This is a genomic window from Salmonella sp. SA15303, from assembly GCF_029962125.1.
Lineage (GTDB): Bacteria > Pseudomonadota > Gammaproteobacteria > Enterobacterales > Enterobacteriaceae > Salmonella > Salmonella enterica.
Genome location: NZ_CP123924.1, coordinates 3,436,434 through 3,451,907 on the forward strand (window position 1 = coordinate 3,436,434; position 15,474 = coordinate 3,451,907).

Consider the following 15,474-nt stretch of genomic DNA (forward strand, 5'->3'; position numbering starts at 1 on the left):
ATTTCCAGGAGCATAGATACCTATGTGACTGGAGTAAACGAACGCACAGGCAACTTGAAGTATGACGGATATAGTTAACCACGACTCTTAAATCAACGGAGATCCTGACAGGTAAAGTTATGCAAAAATCGGTCTTAATAACAGGATGTTCCAGCGGAATCGGTCTGGACAGCGCGCTTGAGCTTAAACGCCAGGGCTTTCAAATCCTGGCGGGCTGCCGCAAACCTGATGATGTCGCCCGGATGAACAGTATGGGATTTACCGGCGTGTTGATCGATCTCGACTCCCCTGAAAGCGTGGATCGTGCCGCCGATGAAGTGATCGCCCTGACCGATAATCGTCTGTATGGGATCTTTAACAATGCCGGCTACGGCGTGTATGGCCCCCTTTCCACCATCAGCCGTGAGCAGATGGAGCAACAGTTTTCCAGTAATTTCTTCGGCGCGCATCAGCTTACTATGCGCTTACTTCCCGCCATGTTGCCGCATGGCGAAGGACGCATTGTGATGACCTCATCGGTGATGGGGCTGATTTCCACCCCAGGGCGCGGCGCTTACGCCGCCAGCAAATATGCGCTCGAAGCCTGGTCTGACGCGCTACGTATGGAGCTACGGCACACAGGCATTAAAGTGAGCCTGATAGAACCGGGGCCGATTCGTACCCGTTTTACCGATAACGTTAACCAGACGCAGCGTGATAAACCGGTAGAAAATCCCGGCATCGCCGCACGTTTCACCCGCGATCCTGACGCGGTAGTAGCGAAAGTACGTCATGCTTTTGCAAGCGATAAACCCAGGCTGCGCTATCCCGTTACGCTGGTCACCTGGGCGGTGATGGCGCTGAAACGCATATTGCCGGGCCGGATGCTGGATAAAATTTTACAAAGCTGAGTTGAAGCGCGCCCGTCAGCCCCCATGTAAACGTGACACAGACAAAAGAGAGCGACGCCATGTCCGTACAGAACATTGTCAATATTAATGAATCCAACCTGCAGCAGACCTTAGAGCAGTCCATGACCACGCCGGTACTGTTCTATTTCTGGTCTGAACGCAGCCAACACTGTCTGCAATTAACGCCAGTGCTGGAAAGCCTGGCTGCCCAGTACCACGGTCAGTTTATTCTGGCAAAGCTGGACTGCGACGCCGAACAGATGATCGCCGCTCAGTTTGGGCTGCGCGCCATCCCGACAGTCTATCTGTTCCAGAATGGCCAACCGGTCGATGGTTTCCAGGGACCGCAGCCGGAAGAGGCGATCCGCGCTCTGCTGGATAAAGTACTGCCGCGCGAAGAAGAGCTAAAGGCGCAACAAGCGATGCAGTTAATGCAGGAGGGCAACTACATTGACGCGCTGCCGTTGCTCAAAGACGCCTGGCAGCTCTCTTCGCAGAACAGTGAGATTGGCCTGTTACTGGCGGAAGCGCAAATTGCGCTGAACCGCTCTGAAGAGGCCGAAGCGGTGTTAAAAACTATCCCGCTACAGGATCAGGATACCCGTTATCAGGGGCTGGTTGCGCAGATCGAACTGCTTAAACAGGCGGCGGATACGCCGGAAATTCAGCAACTTCAGCAGCAAGTCGCGGACAATCCGCAGGATGCGGCTTTGGCAACGCAACTGGCATTGCAGTTGCACCAGGTCGGACGTAATGAAGAAGCGCTGGAATTGCTGTTCAGCCATCTGAGAAAAGATCTTACCGCCGCCGAGGGACAGACGCGCAAAACCTTCCAGGAGATCCTTGCCGCGCTCGGCACCGGCGACGCGCTGGCGTCGAAATACCGCCGCCAGTTGTACGCGCTACTGTATTAATCCTCTCTTGCCTGATGGCGCGCTTATCTGGCCTACCTGTCGTCCTCAGGCCGGATAAGGCGCTTGCGCCATCATCCGGCAACTATCATGATTTCTTGAGCGGCATCACTACCAACTGATGACGCGAATTATAGAACTTCCGGTAGGTTAAATAGCAGGCAATGATGGTAGACAGGCTGGCTGTCGACAACAGCATAAACGTTACCATAATTTGATATTTAATCGCTTTTACCGGATCGATCCCGGCAAAAATCAGCCCGGACATCATCCCCGGCAGGCTCACCAGCCCAACGGTCTTTGCCGAGTCGATCGTCGGGATAAGCGATGCGCGGATGCTATCGCGGATAAGCCCGGCGGAGGCCATTTTCGGCGTTGCGCCCAAACTTAACTTTTCCTGGATTTGCTGCTGCTCGCTATGAAAACGCAGCCCCAGTTGGTTGTAGCACAGCCCTACCGCTACCATCGCATTACCGGCGACCATGCCAGCGATGGGAATCACCTGCATCGGCGCAAATTCAATCGAACCGGTAAGCACCAGTACCGTCAGCGTTAGCCCGGCGCCGACGGTGATGGCGATAAACGAGGAGAGAAATGCCTTATCGATATATTTACTGCGCTTTTGCGCGTTCCATGCGGCGTTAAAACAGATGAACAGCACCATCAGTAGCGTCAGGGCGGCATGATTAACGCCAAAGATGTATTTCAGTACATAGCCGACAATAATGAGCTGTATCACCGCCCGGCATACGCTCCACAGAATATCTTTTTCCAGCGCCAGCTTTTCCTTGTGACTGATGAGCATCGCGACCACCACCAGCAGCATCGATAACGCCAGCGAGGTATTGGTAATATTATGCTCGTTCATAACGCGCCTCCTGCATCTCTCCGGCAGATGGCGTTAACGTTATCACCTTATCCGCGTGTTGAATTTCATCTTTATCATGCGTTACCCACAAGACAGCGACCTGCTTATCGCGAACATAGCGATGAATAATATCATTCACATTCCGTTTGTTATGTTCATCCAGCGCGCTGGTTATTTCGTCGAGTAACAGTATTTTCGGCAGAAACTGTAGATTACGAATTAGAGCAATACGCTGTTTTTCTCCGCCGGAAAGCGCGGTAATCGGTTTTTGCAGAATCGTCTCCGGCAGTTCAAAACGCGCCAGATCGTCTGCGAAGGCTGTCGGCTGCGGGCGCTGATGGCGAATTTGCCAGGGAAAAATCAGGTTATCGTAAACCGTATCGCCAAATAGCGCTGGCGTCTGAGCGCAATAAGAAACCTGCTGGCGATAGGCTTCCGGACTCAGAGTAGTAATATCCTGCCCCTCAAAAAGAATCACGCCGATATCAGGGCTTATTAACGAGGCCACCATTTTCAACAACGTACTTTTTCCGCAGCCAGAAGGACCGGTAATTAACTTAAATTCGCCGCGTTGCAGCGTAAAACTGATGTTATTCACTATTTTTGTCGTCGCAGTCCGGTAACCGACCTGCTTTAACTCAAGCAACATGCTACGTTCTGTCATTTATTGCGCATCCGTTGTTCATATTTTTATAGCGATAGTGTATCCCTGTAATTAATAAGGGGGGAACATGCTTTACTGAATCAGGTATAATTCGCTTAATTCGTCAGCAAAATCGGTTTATGGACAACGCAACAGGAGGTTTAGCTATGCTCATTCTTATCCCTATTCTCATTTTCGTCGCGCTGGTGATCGTCGGCGCGGGCGTCAAAATCGTTCCGCAGGGATACCAGTGGACGGTGGAGCGCTTTGGACGTTACACCAAAACCCTGCAGCCGGGATTAAGCCTTGTTGTACCGTTTATGGACAGAATTGGCCGCAAGATCAATATGATGGAGCAGGTGCTGGATATTCCGTCGCAGGAGGTGATCTCAAAAGATAACGCCAACGTCACTATCGATGCGGTCTGTTTTATTCAGGTTATCGATGCGCCGCGCGCCGCTTATGAAGTCAGTAACCTGGAACTGGCGATCATTAACCTGACCATGACCAATATCCGTACGGTACTCGGTTCGATGGAGCTGGATGAAATGCTCTCCCAGCGCGACAGCATCAACACGCGGCTGCTGCATATTGTCGATGAAGCCACCAACCCGTGGGGAATTAAAGTTACCCGTATCGAAATTCGCGATGTCCGCCCGCCCGCGGAATTGATCTCCTCGATGAACGCCCAGATGAAAGCGGAACGTACCAAACGCGCCTATATCCTTGAGGCCGAAGGGGTACGTCAGGCGGAAATCCTGAAAGCCGAGGGGGAAAAACAGTCGCAGATTCTGAAAGCCGAAGGCGAACGTCAGTCCGCTTTCCTGCAGGCGGAAGCGCGCGAACGTTCCGCCGAAGCGGAAGCCCGCGCTACGCAGATGGTGTCTGAAGCCATCGCCGCCGGGGATATTCAGGCGATAAACTACTTCGTGGCGCAGAAATACACCGAAGCGTTACAGCAAATCGGCTCGGCGAATAACAGCAAAGTGGTCATGATGCCGCTGGATGCCAGCAGTCTGATGGGCGCTATCGCCGGGATCAGCGAGCTGGTTAAGGACAGCGCCAGCGAACGGAAAAAAGCATGATAGCGATGATTCTGGTGCATCCGCATATCTTCTGGCTTAGCCTCGGCGGCCTGTTGTTGGCTGCGGAAATGCTCGGCGGTAACGGCTATTTGCTGTGGAGCGGCGTGGCAGCAGTGATTACCGGCTTAACCGTCTGGCTCTTACCGCTCGGCTGGGAATGGCAGGGCGTGCTGTTTGCGGCCTTAACGTTGCTGGCGGCCTGGCTTTGGTGGCGCTGGCTGGCGCGTCGCGTGCGGGAACAGAAGCCGACCGACAGCCGCCTTAACCAACGCGGACAACAACTGGTAGGCCGCCGGTTTATGCTTGATGCCGCGTTAGTGAACGGACGGGGTCATATGCGTGTCGGCGACAGCTCGTGGCCGGTATGCGCTGACGAAGACCTGCGCGCAGGTACGCATGTCGAAGTGATCGCCGTGGAAGGCATCACCTTACGCATTCGTGCCGTTTAATCAACGTGGCTTTTGCGCCTTGTGATGACAGCAGCCGGAAAGATTATCAATAATCGGGCAGTCGGCGCTGTCATCGCCGGGACAACTCTCCGCCAGCGCCAACAGTTGATCGCGCATTGATTGCAGCTCGCTGATATGGCGCTCGATCTCCGCGACCTTTTCCAGCGTCCGCTTTTTCACATCTGCGCTATGGCGTCGCGGATCGTTAAACAGATTGACCAGTTCGCCACACTCTTCCAGATTAAACCCCACCTGCCTCGCCTGTCGCAGCAACGTCAGCTCGTTTAAATGCTTCTGCGTGTAGGTGCGATAACCATTTTCGCTACGTAATGGCGGCGTCACCAGCCCTTTCTCTTCATAAAACCGAATGGCTTTGCTGGTTAAACCGGTTTTTTTCGCCACATCGCTAATATTCATATTTCCCCCTTGACCTTAACCTTGCTGGAAGGTTTAACCTTTATCACAGTGAGTCACTACGATTACTAAGGTCAATGAATTGATGACCAATCATAAAGGAGTTTTTACTATGTCTCAAACTATCGACCTGACCCTGGACGGTTTGTCCTGCGGTCATTGCGTTAAACGCGTGAAAGAAAGTCTTGAACAACGTCCGGATGTTGAGCTGGCGGACGTCACCGTAACCGAAGCGCACGTTACCGGTACCGCCAGTGCGGACGCGTTAATTGAAACCATCAAACAAGCCGGGTATGGCGCGACGTTAAGCCACCCAAAGGCTAAACCGCTGACGGAGTCATCAATCCCGTCGGAAGCACTGGCAGCGGTTCCTCATGAGCTTCCGGTAGCGACGGCCGATGAAGAAAGCCAACAGTTGCTGTTAAGCGGCATGAGCTGCGCCAGTTGTGTCACCCGCGTACAACATGCGCTACAAAGCGTACCGGGCGTCACGCAGGCACGGGTAAACCTGGCGGAACGCACTGCGCTGGTGATGGGCAGCGCGTCCGCCGCTGATTTAGTGCAGGCGGTGGAAAAAGCCGGCTACGGCGCAGAAGCGATTGAAGATGACATCAAACGCCGCGAGCGCCAGCAGGAAACCGCCATCGCCACCATGAAACGTTTTCGTTGGCAGGCAATCGTCGCCCTTGCGGTCGGTATACCGGTCATGGTCTGGGGGATGATCGGCGATAACATGATGGTGACCGACGACAACCGCAGCCTGTGGCTGGCTATTGGCCTGATCACGCTTGCGGTGATGGTCTTTGCGGGCGGTCACTTTTACCGTAACGCGTGGAAAAGCCTGCTGAACGGCACGGCGACGATGGATACGCTGGTGGCGCTCGGCACCGGGGTTGCCTGGCTCTACTCCATGAGCGTCAACCTGTGGCCGCAGTGGTTCCCGATGGAAGCGCGGCACCTCTATTACGAAGCCAGCGCGATGATTATCGGTTTGATTAATCTCGGACACATGCTGGAAGCGCGCGCCCGTCAGCGTTCCTCAAAAGCGCTGGAAAAATTACTCGATCTCACCCCGCCCACCGCACGCGTCGTGACAGAAGACGGCGAAAAAAGCGTCCCGCTGGCGGACGTTCAGCCAGGGATGCTGCTGCGGCTCACTACCGGCGATCGCGTGCCGGTGGATGGCGAAATTACCCAAGGCGAAGCGTGGCTTGATGAAGCCATGCTGACCGGCGAACCTATTCCGCAGCAAAAAGGCGAAGGCGACAGCGTTCATGCCGGCACCGTCGTCCAGGACGGCAGCGTCCTGTTCCGCGCCAGCGCGGTGGGCAGCCATACCACGCTGTCACGCATTATTCGCATGGTACGCCAGGCGCAAAGCAGTAAACCGGAAATTGGCCAACTGGCCGATAAAATCTCCGCGGTATTCGTTCCCGTCGTCGTGGCCATTGCGCTGTTCAGCGCCGCTATCTGGTATTTCTTCGGGCCGGCGCCGCAAATTGTTTATACGCTGGTCATCGCCACCACCGTACTGATTATCGCCTGCCCTTGCGCATTAGGCCTGGCGACGCCAATGTCGATTATTTCCGGCGTAGGCCGCGCTGCCGAATTCGGCGTGCTGGTACGCGACGCCGATGCCCTGCAACGCGCCAGTACGTTGGATACCCTCGTTTTTGATAAAACCGGGACGCTGACGGAAGGCAAGCCGCAAGTGGTGGCGATAAAAACCTTTAACGGCGTTGAGGAAGCTCAGGCATTACGTCTGGCTGCCGCGCTCGAACAAGGCTCCAGCCACCCGCTGGCCCATGCGATTCTGGAAAAAGCCGGCGATGATAAACTGCCGCAGGTGAACGGTTTCAGAACGCTGCGCGGACTGGGCGTCAGCGGTGAAGCGGAAGGTCATCAACTGCTTCTGGGGAACCAGGCGTTGCTGAACGAACAGCACGTCGCCACGGATGACATGACGGCGGAAATCACCGCGCAGGCCTCGCAAGGCTCGACTCCGGTCCTGCTGGCGATTGACGGTAAAGCGGCGGCGTTACTGGCGGTACGCGATCCATTGCGCAGCGATAGTATTGCCGCGCTTGAACGCCTGCACAACGCCGGATACCGTCTGGTAATGCTCACCGGGGATAACCCAACGACGGCTAACGCGATTGCCAAAGAAGCGGGTATTGACGAAGTCATTGCGGGCGTTCTGCCGGATGGCAAAGCCGATGCGATTAAACGCCTGCAAAGCCAGGGTCGTCAGGTTGCGATGGTCGGCGATGGTATCAACGATGCGCCCGCGCTGGCGCAGGCGGACGTCGGTATCGCGATGGGCGGCGGCAGCGATGTGGCGATTGAAACCGCGGCGATTACGCTGATGCGCCATAGTCTGATGGGCGTGGCGGATGCGCTGGCCATTTCGCGCGCGACGTTGCGCAATATGAAACAAAACCTGCTTGGCGCATTTATCTACAACAGCATTGGTATCCCGGTGGCCGCCGGTATTCTGTGGCCGTTTACCGGTACCTTGTTAAACCCGGTAGTAGCAGGCGCGGCAATGGCGCTGTCTTCCATTACCGTCGTCAGCAATGCCAACCGGCTATTGCGTTTTAAACCGAAAGCGTAAAAACGCTATATCAGGCAGCATCAGCTGCCTGATATATTATTAAGCCATCAGTAATTTACCGTATCAATATATAAAAATTTAACCGCACATCCTGTAGAAAAATAAAAAATAACATTTTATAATGTTTTTTTGAATCATAAGGATGTGTTATTTATGTTTAGAAAAGCAGTTACGCTTCTTTTCCTGCTTTCTCCCGCCGTCAGTTATGCAGGGTTATTTGATTCCACTCCAGAGTTAAAATGTGGCAACGATAATGCAGTCACGGCGGCAAAAGAATGGATTTACAATGAAGCATTAGGTCGTTTACAGCAAGACTATATTAAAGAGCCCTCCACGCTTTTCTTCGATATCCCCCAGACTCAATACGAGCAACAACTCCGGGCTATTCCTGTTCAATTCAGTGATGTAATCACGCAGAACCCTCAAGCAGAAAATGCCAACCTACGAACTTGCTCGGCTACCGTCGCCATGGGTATTCCTCAGCCATTATTTAAATTAATGAAAGACTTACCAAATACTCTATTCTATATTTCACAAGGGGATGGACAGGTAATAAACAATACGGTGACCTGGAAACAGGTTAACTACAATATTCAGCTAGCAGACAACAACAAAGATATTGTTGTCACCTCTGTGCAAAAAACCGATAAATTGGCGCGATCTATTTATGTAATGGCAAGAATGACGGTATCTGGTGATAGCATTATAAAGAAAAAAAATAACTCACTGATTGAAATCGCAGCAAAGAAATTTGAAAGTAGAGATCGCGAGCTTAATCAGGTCTGGAATTCACTACCCGCCTCTGCCCGAACGGCATTAAAACAAGAGCAGCGAGTCTGGGTGACCCAAAAAGAGCAGCAGTGCGGCAAACTTAGCGATGCCAAATCCGAGGCCATACCCGCTGAAAAGCGCATCAGTATTTATAAATGCCAGCTTGAAATGACCATCGCCAGAACGGCCTATCTCGACAGCAGCGAATAACCCGACCGATCGTTGACGTCCCGTCAGGGCGCATTGCGCCCTTTTCTCCAACGCGCTAGCATGAGCTTTTTCAAAGGGAGCGCGTATGGAGTTATTAAATCAACTTAAACGTTTATGGCGCGCGCTGCGTGGTACCCCAAATAGTTGGCCTGCTATCGATCTCTCCCTGCCCGGCGGTCGTCATCTGCATCTGGTTGGCAGTATCCATATGGGAACGCGCGATATGGCTCCTCTTCCAGCAAAGCTGGTGAAAAAGCTACGCCAGGCCGACGCGCTGGTCGTTGAAGCGGATATTTCTGGTAACGAAACGCCATTCAGCAATCTCCCCAAATGCCCGCCGTTGGTCGAACGTCTCAGCGCCGGGCAGCTAAGCGCACTGGAAAAACGGGTCAGTGAGTTGGGTATGCCGCTGATCCATTTTGATAATCAACCTTTATGGCAGATAGCTATGGTGCTACAGGCCACGCAGGCGCAACGGCTGGGATTGCGTCCGGACTATGGCATTGATTATCAGCTATTACAGGCTGCCCGCGAAATGTCGCTGCCGGTGCAAGAGCTGGAAGGGGCGAAACACCAGCTCGAACTACTATGCGATCTGCCCGATGGCGGGATGGCGCTGCTCGACGACACGCTGACGCACTGGCACACCAACGCACGGCTTTTGCAGGTGATGATCGGCTGGTGGCTTGAACAGCCGCCGACCAGCGTCGGCGCTTCGCTCCCCAGAACGTTTAGCCAACCGCTGTATGATGTACTGATGGTAAAACGCAATGAAGCCTGGCGCGACGCGCTGCTGGCACTGCCGCCGGGACGCTACGTGGTAGCCGTAGGGGCGCTACATCTGTACGGCGAAGGCAACCTACCGCAAATATTGAAATAAAAAAATGGCCAATATCGCTATTGGCCCGTCAAAGAGGAATTTCATCGTTATTATTATCCCGACGCTTTCGCTTCGGATCTTCAGATTGTCGCTCAAAGTTGCCGCAACTGCCAAGACCTAATGCACAAGATTATACTATTTTTTAGTCCGCTTTCGGGCGTATGCTGATGGCAAATCACGTCTGTAGTAAGAAGGAACGTTATGACACCCGCAGTTAAGTTACTCGAAAAAAACAAGATTCCGTTTAACATTCACACCTACGATCACGATCCGAATGAAACTAACTTTGGCGATGAAGTGGTGCGTAAGCTCGGGCTAAACGCCGATCAGGTGTATAAAACGCTTTTGGTTGCCGTGAATGGCGATATGAAGCAACTGGCCGTCGCCGTGACGCCTGTAGCCGGACAGCTGGATTTGAAAAAAGTCGCCAAAGCTCTGGGCGCGAAAAAGGTCGATATGGCCGACCCGATGGTGGCGCAACGCACCACGGGATATCTGGTCGGCGGGATCAGTCCGCTGGGACAGAAGAAACGGCTGCCCACGCTGATTGACGCGCCTGCCCGCACGTTTGCCACTATTTATGTTTCCGGTGGTAAACGCGGGCTGGATATTGAACTGGCGGCTGACGATTTGGCCGCCATCCTGGGTGCTAAATTCGCTGATATCGCGCGTCGGGATTAAGCCTGCGTAAAATACATTGCCGGATAGCGGCGCAAACGCCTTATCCGGCCTACAGCAGACATAATCCGTAGGCCTTAAGGTTGCGCGCCATCAGGCAGAAATGGCTATCCGTACCGCTACAGCCAGCTCACCTCACCATTTGGCGTAAACGCCGCCGCATCCAGCGGTGAATTTTGCTGAATAAACTCTTTCAGCACTTCCGCGTCAATAAACCCGGTATTCACGTAGCCCGGTTTGTTATCAATGCGCGGATAACCATCGCCGCCCGTGGCGTTGAAACTCAGCGTCGCCATGCGATAGGTTTTAGCCGGATCAACAGGCTCGCCTTTGATTTTCAGATCGGTGAGCTTGCCCTCTTTGGCGACAAAGCTCACATTGGCGAACTGTGGATAGGCGCCGGAGTCCGGTTTCATCTGTGCTACGGCGGTGAGATAATCAACTACCTCTTTGCCGCTCATATCGGCATACACCACAATGTTGCCGAACGGCTGTACCTTGAGCACGCTTTTATAGGTAATATCTCCCGCCTCAATCGAGTCGCGAATACCGCCGCCGCTCATCACGCCAAAATCGGCGCCGGTGCGCGCGATCTGCGCAGCCAGAATCACCCGTCCCATATTGGTCTGGACAAATCTGACCTTACTGCGATCGCCTTCAAGAAGGCCATTCACGCTACCAATTTTCACCTCCAGTTGCGCTTTACCTTTATTCTGGAACGGCGTTAATAACGAGAGCATTTGCGGATTTTCTGCGATTTCCGGCGTGTAAAGTACACGCTCGCTTTTCCCGTTATCCCAGGTCACTTTTTTCTTGAGATTTACCGGAATAAGCTGGTAGTTAACCATTTTCATCTCGCCGTTACGGAATTCGAAATCCGCGCGGCCCACATATTTACCCCACTCATGCGCCTGCACGATCCAGATGCCATTTTGCTTATCCGGCGCGCAGGGCGTTCCAGGTACGTAATTCACCTGTTTTTTATTTTCCGACGCCATGCATACCGGGTCTTGTGAGTGACCGCCCACAATCATCGCCAGCGAACCGGCAGGCAGGCTACGCGCCATCTCAACGTCGCCCGGCGCGTTCGAACCGTGATCGCCGTTGTCATAATGTCCCATATGCGTGGTCGCGATAATCACGTCCGGTTTTTCATTCATATTAAGTTCCTGAATCACCACCTTTGCTTCTTCAGCAGGTTTACGAAACTCAATATCGGTGAAATATTCCGGGTTGCCTATTTTCGCCGTGTCATCGGTGGTTAAGCCGATTACCGCGATTTTTATATCCTGGCGTGTAAAAATAGCCCACGGCTTAAACAGACGCTCGCCGGTACTTTTTTGATAAATATTGGCGGAAAGAAAGGGAAACTTCGCCCACTTTTCCTGCTGGCGCAATACGGTGAGCGGGTTATCAAATTCATGATTACCGACGGCCATAGCGTCGTAGCCAATCAGATTCATCCCGCGGAAATCGGGCTCCGCATCCTGGAGATCGGATTCCGGCACTCCGGTATTAATGTCGCCGCCGGATAACAACAGGACGCTTCCCCCCTCTTGCGCCACCTCTTTACGGATACTGTCCACCAGCGTTTTTTGCGCTGCCAGACCATATTCGCCATATTCGCTGCGCCAGAAGTGACCGTGGTGATCGTTGGTATGCAGGATAGTAATTTTATAGGTTTTATCTTTTTCGTAAGCCTGTGCAGGCTGAGTCGTCAGCGCGAACGCCGCCAGTAACGCCAGCGCCACACCCCGTTTCAAAAATTTCATCTTTCTCTCCCTGACTCAATATCAACCGCAGAAATTACCTTTCCTTGCAATAATAGACAAATATGTTTTCAGAATTGAGACTTCCTTCAAACACATTTCACAGGTATGTTAGGCAAGTAATAATTACACATCCTACTATCTCCAACATCGCATAAAATTTAAGTGACTTTCTATGGCCATGAGTGAACCAACCCAGCCGTTAGCCGGCGCGCCCGCAGCGGCCGCTAAAGCACGTACTTCGTTTGGTATTTTGGGCGCGATCAGTCTTTCCCATCTGCTGAACGATATGATCCAGTCGCTAATCTTAGCCATTTATCCCCTGTTGCAGGCGGAGTTCTCGCTGACCTTCGTCCAGATAGGTTTGATCACCCTGACGTTCCAGCTCGCCTCATCGCTGCTGCAACCGGTCGTCGGCTACTGGACGGATAAGTATCCCATGCCGTGGTCGCTGCCTGTCGGCATGTGTTTTACCCTGAGCGGGCTGGTACTGCTGGCAATGGCGGGAAGTTTTGGCGGCGTATTGCTCGCTGCGGCGCTGGTGGGTACCGGCTCGTCCGTTTTTCACCCGGAATCGTCCCGCGTGGCGCGCATGGCCTCCGGCGGACGTCATGGTCTGGCGCAGTCTATCTTCCAGGTCGGCGGTAACTTCGGCAGTTCATTGGGCCCGCTGCTGGCCGCCGTGATTATCGCGCCCTATGGCAAAGGGAATGTCGCCTGGTTTGTGCTGGCTGCGCTGCTGGCGATCGTGGTGCTGGCGCAGATCAGCCGCTGGTATGCAGCCCAGCACCGGATAGCGAAAGGCAAGCCAAAAGCGATAATCGCTAACCCGCTGCCGCGCAATAAAGTCGTGCTGGCGGTCAGCGTATTATTGCTACTCATTTTCTCGAAATATTTCTATATGGCGAGCATCAGTAGCTACTACACCTTTTATCTGATGCAAAAATTCGGATTATCAATACAAAACGCGCAGCTCCATCTGTTTGCCTTCCTGTTTGCGGTGGCTGCCGGGACGGTAATCGGCGGGCCGGTGGGCGATAAAATCGGCAGGAAATATGTGATTTGGGGCTCTATTCTCGGCGTCGCGCCGTTTACCCTTGTTTTACCCTACGCCACGCTGTACTGGACGGGGATTTTAACGGTGATTATCGGCTTTATTCTCGCGTCGGCGTTTTCCGCCATTCTGGTGTATGCCCAGGAGCTGCTGCCAGGACGCATCGGTATGGTTTCCGGCCTGTTTTTCGGGTTTGCCTTCGGGATGGGAGGCCTGGGCGCAGCGGTGCTGGGGCTGATTGCCGACCATACCAGTATCTATTTAGTTTATAAAATCTGTGCTTTCCTGCCGCTTCTGGGGATACTGACCATATTCTTACCTGATAATCGACATAAAGCGTGATTTTATGGCGGTTAAAGGTACGCTTTAACCGCCTGTACATCCCGATGCCATCATGCTTTGCCCATCCCATACTTATCACTTTTCCGTTCCGTGCTCTTTTTACCGTCAGATTGTATTTTTTTATAAAACACAACCATTTTTTATAAACATCCTGATTGAAATTGTCATAAACTATTACCCGGAGTTTTGGAGTCCAGCAACCAAAGGAGACGGAATGCATCACGCTACCCCGCTTATCACCACCATTGTCGGCGGCCTTGTGCTCGCTTTTATTCTCGGCATGATTGCCAACAAATTGCGTATTTCTCCACTGGTGGGATATCTGTTAGCGGGCGTTCTGGCGGGACCTTTTACCCCTGGTTTTGTTGCGGATACCAAACTGGCGCCGGAGCTGGCGGAGCTCGGCGTGATTCTATTGATGTTCGGCGTCGGACTGCATTTTTCGCTGAAGGATTTGATGGCGGTAAAGTCTATCGCCATTCCCGGCGCTGTCGCTCAGATAGCGGTGGCGACGCTGTTGGGTATGGCGCTTTCCGCCGTGCTGGGATGGTCATTAATGACCGGCATCGTTTTTGGGCTCTGTCTGTCTACCGCCAGTACCGTCGTCCTGCTGCGCGCGCTTGAGGAGCGACAACTCCTTGATAGCCAGCGCGGGCAAATCGCCATCGGCTGGCTGATTGTCGAAGATCTGGTGATGGTGCTGACGCTGGTCTTGCTGCCCGCCGTTGCCGGCATGGTGGAAAAAGGCGATGTCGGCATAGCCTCGCTGACAGTCGATATGGGGATAACCATTGGTAAAGTGGTGGCGTTTATCGCCATCATGATGCTGGTCGGACGCCGCCTGGTGCCGTGGATTATGGCCCGCAGCGCCGCCACCGGCTCGCGCGAGTTATTTACCCTTTCCGTACTGGCGCTGGCGTTAGGCATTGCGTTTGGCGCGGTAGAACTGTTTGACGTCTCTTTTGCGCTGGGCGCGTTCTTCGCTGGAATGGTGCTTAATGAGTCGGAACTGAGTCACCGGGCGGCGCACGATACGTTGCCGCTGCGCGACGCCTTTGCCGTCCTGTTTTTTGTTTCCGTCGGCATGTTGTTCGATCCGTTAGTCTTGATCCAACAGCCGCTGGCGGTGTTGGCGACGCTTGCCATTATCGTCTTTGGTAAATCGATCGCTGCGTTTTTCCTGGTGCGTATGTTCGGCCACTCGCCGCGAACCGCGCTGACCATTGCCGCCAGCCTGGCGCAAATCGGCGAATTCGCCTTTATTCTCGCCGGACTCGGCATGGCGCTCAATCTGCTGCCGCAAGCGGGACAGAACCTGGTGCTGGCAGGCGCTATTTTGTCGATTATGCTTAATCCCGTACTGTTTACCCTGCTGGAGAAGTATCTGGCGAAAACCGAAACGCTGGAAGAGCAAACTCTGGAAGAGGCTATCGAAGAAGAGAAGCAAATTCCGGTGGATATCTGTAATCATGCCCTGCTGGTGGGTTTTGGCCGCGTAGGCAGTCTGCTGGGAGAAAAATTACTGGCGGCGGGGATTCCGCTGGTGGTTATCGAAACGTCCCGTACCCGCGTGGATGAACTGCGCGAACGCGGGATTCGCGCCGTACTGGGCAACGCCGCTAACGAAGAAATCATGAATCTGGCGCATCTGGACTGCGCCCGCTGGCTGTTATTGACCATCCCCAACGGTTACGAAGCCGGCGAGATTGTCGCCTCAGCGCGGGAAAAAAGTCCTGATATCGAGATAATCGCCCGCGCGCACTATGATGATGAAGTGAAATATATTACCGAGCGGGGAGCCAATCAGGTAGTGATGGGCGAGCGAGAAATTGCCCGGGCGATGCTGGAACTGCTTGAAACGCCGCCCGCGGGTGAAGTCGTCGCCAGTTAAGGGTT

General features: G+C 53.4%; 14 protein-coding genes. 10 read left to right on the forward strand and 4 right to left on the reverse strand.

From position 1 onward, the window contains the following. The first annotated feature begins 119 nt into the window (after positions 1–119). Together QEN31_RS16955 and cnoX are read left to right on the forward strand one after the other, a co-directional pair. Entirely contained in the window at positions 120–890 is a 771-nt protein-coding gene (locus QEN31_RS16955) for an SDR family oxidoreductase (protein ID WP_001172802.1), read from the forward strand. Between the two features lie 59 nt (positions 891–949). Then, a complete protein-coding gene (gene cnoX / locus QEN31_RS16960) occupies positions 950–1,804 on the forward strand; it encodes a chaperedoxin (RefSeq protein WP_000116058.1) in 855 nt (284 codons plus the stop codon). Between the two features lie 85 nt (positions 1,805–1,889). On the opposite strand, the gene fetB is transcribed toward cnoX, so the two are convergent. Both fetB and fetA read right to left on the reverse strand, forming a co-directional pair. Next, on the reverse strand, positions 1,890–2,669 hold the full coding sequence (fetB, locus tag QEN31_RS16965) for an iron efflux ABC transporter permease subunit FetB (RefSeq protein WP_001002130.1): 780 nt from the start codon (positions 2,667–2,669) through the stop codon (positions 1,890–1,892). Continuing rightward, entirely contained in the window at positions 2,656–3,333 is a 678-nt protein-coding gene (gene fetA / locus QEN31_RS16970) for an iron efflux ABC transporter ATP-binding subunit FetA (RefSeq protein ID WP_000140195.1), read from the reverse strand. Before fetA ends, fetB begins: the two co-directional genes overlap by 14 nt. A 146-nt stretch (positions 3,334–3,479) precedes the next feature. On the opposite strand from fetA, the gene QEN31_RS16975 reads away from it, so the two are divergent. Both QEN31_RS16975 and QEN31_RS16980 read left to right on the forward strand, forming a co-directional pair. Then, a complete protein-coding gene (locus tag QEN31_RS16975) occupies positions 3,480–4,397 on the forward strand; it encodes an SPFH domain-containing protein (protein WP_000906146.1) in 918 nt (305 codons plus the stop codon). Beyond that, positions 4,394–4,846, forward strand: coding sequence for an NfeD family protein (locus tag QEN31_RS16980; protein ID WP_000561177.1), 453 nt, complete (start codon positions 4,394–4,396; stop codon positions 4,844–4,846). The genes QEN31_RS16975 and QEN31_RS16980 overlap by 4 nt, the downstream gene beginning before the upstream one ends. On the opposite strand, the gene cueR is transcribed toward QEN31_RS16980, so the two are convergent. Next, the gene (gene cueR, locus QEN31_RS16985) at positions 4,847–5,263 is read right to left on the reverse strand and encodes a Cu(I)-responsive transcriptional regulator (RefSeq protein ID WP_001026760.1); all 417 of its coding nucleotides are present in this window, start codon (positions 5,261–5,263) and stop codon (positions 4,847–4,849) included. A gap of 109 nt (positions 5,264–5,372) precedes the next feature. On the opposite strand from cueR, the gene copA reads away from it, so the two are divergent. From copA to ybaK, 4 genes are all read left to right on the forward strand, one after another. Further along, positions 5,373–7,874 (forward strand): copper-exporting P-type ATPase CopA, encoded by a 2,502-nt coding sequence (copA, locus tag QEN31_RS16990; RefSeq protein ID WP_000083899.1) that lies wholly within the window; start codon positions 5,373–5,375, stop codon positions 7,872–7,874. 153 nt (positions 7,875–8,027) lie between these two features. Further along, a complete protein-coding gene (locus tag QEN31_RS16995) occupies positions 8,028–8,855 on the forward strand; it encodes a lysozyme inhibitor LprI family protein (protein ID WP_000488549.1) in 828 nt (275 codons plus the stop codon). 85 nt (positions 8,856–8,940) lie between these two features. Continuing rightward, positions 8,941–9,735, forward strand: a complete 795-nt coding sequence (locus QEN31_RS17000) for a TraB/GumN family protein (protein WP_000421861.1) — start codon at positions 8,941–8,943, stop codon at positions 9,733–9,735. Positions 9,736–9,936: 201 nt separating this feature from the next. After that, complete coding sequence (ybaK, locus tag QEN31_RS17005; RefSeq protein WP_000186618.1) at positions 9,937–10,416, forward strand: Cys-tRNA(Pro)/Cys-tRNA(Cys) deacylase YbaK; 480 nt, start codon at positions 9,937–9,939, stop codon at positions 10,414–10,416. A 116-nt stretch (positions 10,417–10,532) separates the two neighbouring features. Here the strand turns inward: ybaK and ushA are convergent, their stop codons facing one another. Continuing rightward, a complete protein-coding gene (gene ushA / locus QEN31_RS17010; protein WP_000670399.1) occupies positions 10,533–12,185 on the reverse strand; it encodes a bifunctional UDP-sugar hydrolase/5'-nucleotidase UshA in 1,653 nt (550 codons plus the stop codon). 172 nt (positions 12,186–12,357) lie between these two features. Between ushA and QEN31_RS17015 the strand changes: the two genes are divergently transcribed. Both QEN31_RS17015 and ybaL read left to right on the forward strand, forming a co-directional pair. Continuing rightward, positions 12,358–13,578, forward strand: coding sequence for an MFS transporter (locus tag QEN31_RS17015; protein ID WP_001251593.1), 1,221 nt, complete (start codon positions 12,358–12,360; stop codon positions 13,576–13,578). Positions 13,579–13,792: 214 nt separating this feature from the next. Continuing rightward, on the forward strand, positions 13,793–15,469 hold the full coding sequence (gene ybaL, locus QEN31_RS17020) for a YbaL family putative K(+) efflux transporter (RefSeq protein WP_000546209.1): 1,677 nt from the start codon (positions 13,793–13,795) through the stop codon (positions 15,467–15,469). Positions 15,470–15,474: the final 5 nt, after the last annotated feature.

Excerpts from the sequence above, each read along its gene's own strand:
- QEN31_RS16955 (WP_001172802.1), top strand. The coding sequence starts at position 120 with ATGCAAAAATCGGTCTTAATAACAGGATGTTCCAGCGGAATCGGTCTG.
- cnoX (WP_000116058.1), top strand. The coding sequence starts at position 950 with ATGTCCGTACAGAACATTGTCAATATTAATGAATCCAACCTGCAGCAG.
- fetB (WP_001002130.1), bottom strand. The coding sequence starts at position 2,669 with ATGAACGAGCATAATATTACCAATACCTCGCTGGCGTTATCGATGCTG.
- fetA (WP_000140195.1), bottom strand. The coding sequence starts at position 3,333 with ATGACAGAACGTAGCATGTTGCTTGAGTTAAAGCAGGTCGGTTACCGG.
- QEN31_RS16975 (WP_000906146.1), top strand. The coding sequence starts at position 3,480 with ATGCTCATTCTTATCCCTATTCTCATTTTCGTCGCGCTGGTGATCGTC.
- QEN31_RS16980 (WP_000561177.1), top strand. The coding sequence starts at position 4,394 with ATGATAGCGATGATTCTGGTGCATCCGCATATCTTCTGGCTTAGCCTC.
- cueR (WP_001026760.1), bottom strand. The coding sequence starts at position 5,263 with ATGAATATTAGCGATGTGGCGAAAAAAACCGGTTTAACCAGCAAAGCC.
- copA (WP_000083899.1), top strand. The coding sequence starts at position 5,373 with ATGTCTCAAACTATCGACCTGACCCTGGACGGTTTGTCCTGCGGTCAT.
- QEN31_RS16995 (WP_000488549.1), top strand. The coding sequence starts at position 8,028 with ATGTTTAGAAAAGCAGTTACGCTTCTTTTCCTGCTTTCTCCCGCCGTC.
- QEN31_RS17000 (WP_000421861.1), top strand. The coding sequence starts at position 8,941 with ATGGAGTTATTAAATCAACTTAAACGTTTATGGCGCGCGCTGCGTGGT.
- ybaK (WP_000186618.1), top strand. The coding sequence starts at position 9,937 with ATGACACCCGCAGTTAAGTTACTCGAAAAAAACAAGATTCCGTTTAAC.
- ushA (WP_000670399.1), bottom strand. The coding sequence starts at position 12,185 with ATGAAATTTTTGAAACGGGGTGTGGCGCTGGCGTTACTGGCGGCGTTC.
- QEN31_RS17015 (WP_001251593.1), top strand. The coding sequence starts at position 12,358 with ATGGCCATGAGTGAACCAACCCAGCCGTTAGCCGGCGCGCCCGCAGCG.
- ybaL (WP_000546209.1), top strand. The coding sequence starts at position 13,793 with ATGCATCACGCTACCCCGCTTATCACCACCATTGTCGGCGGCCTTGTG.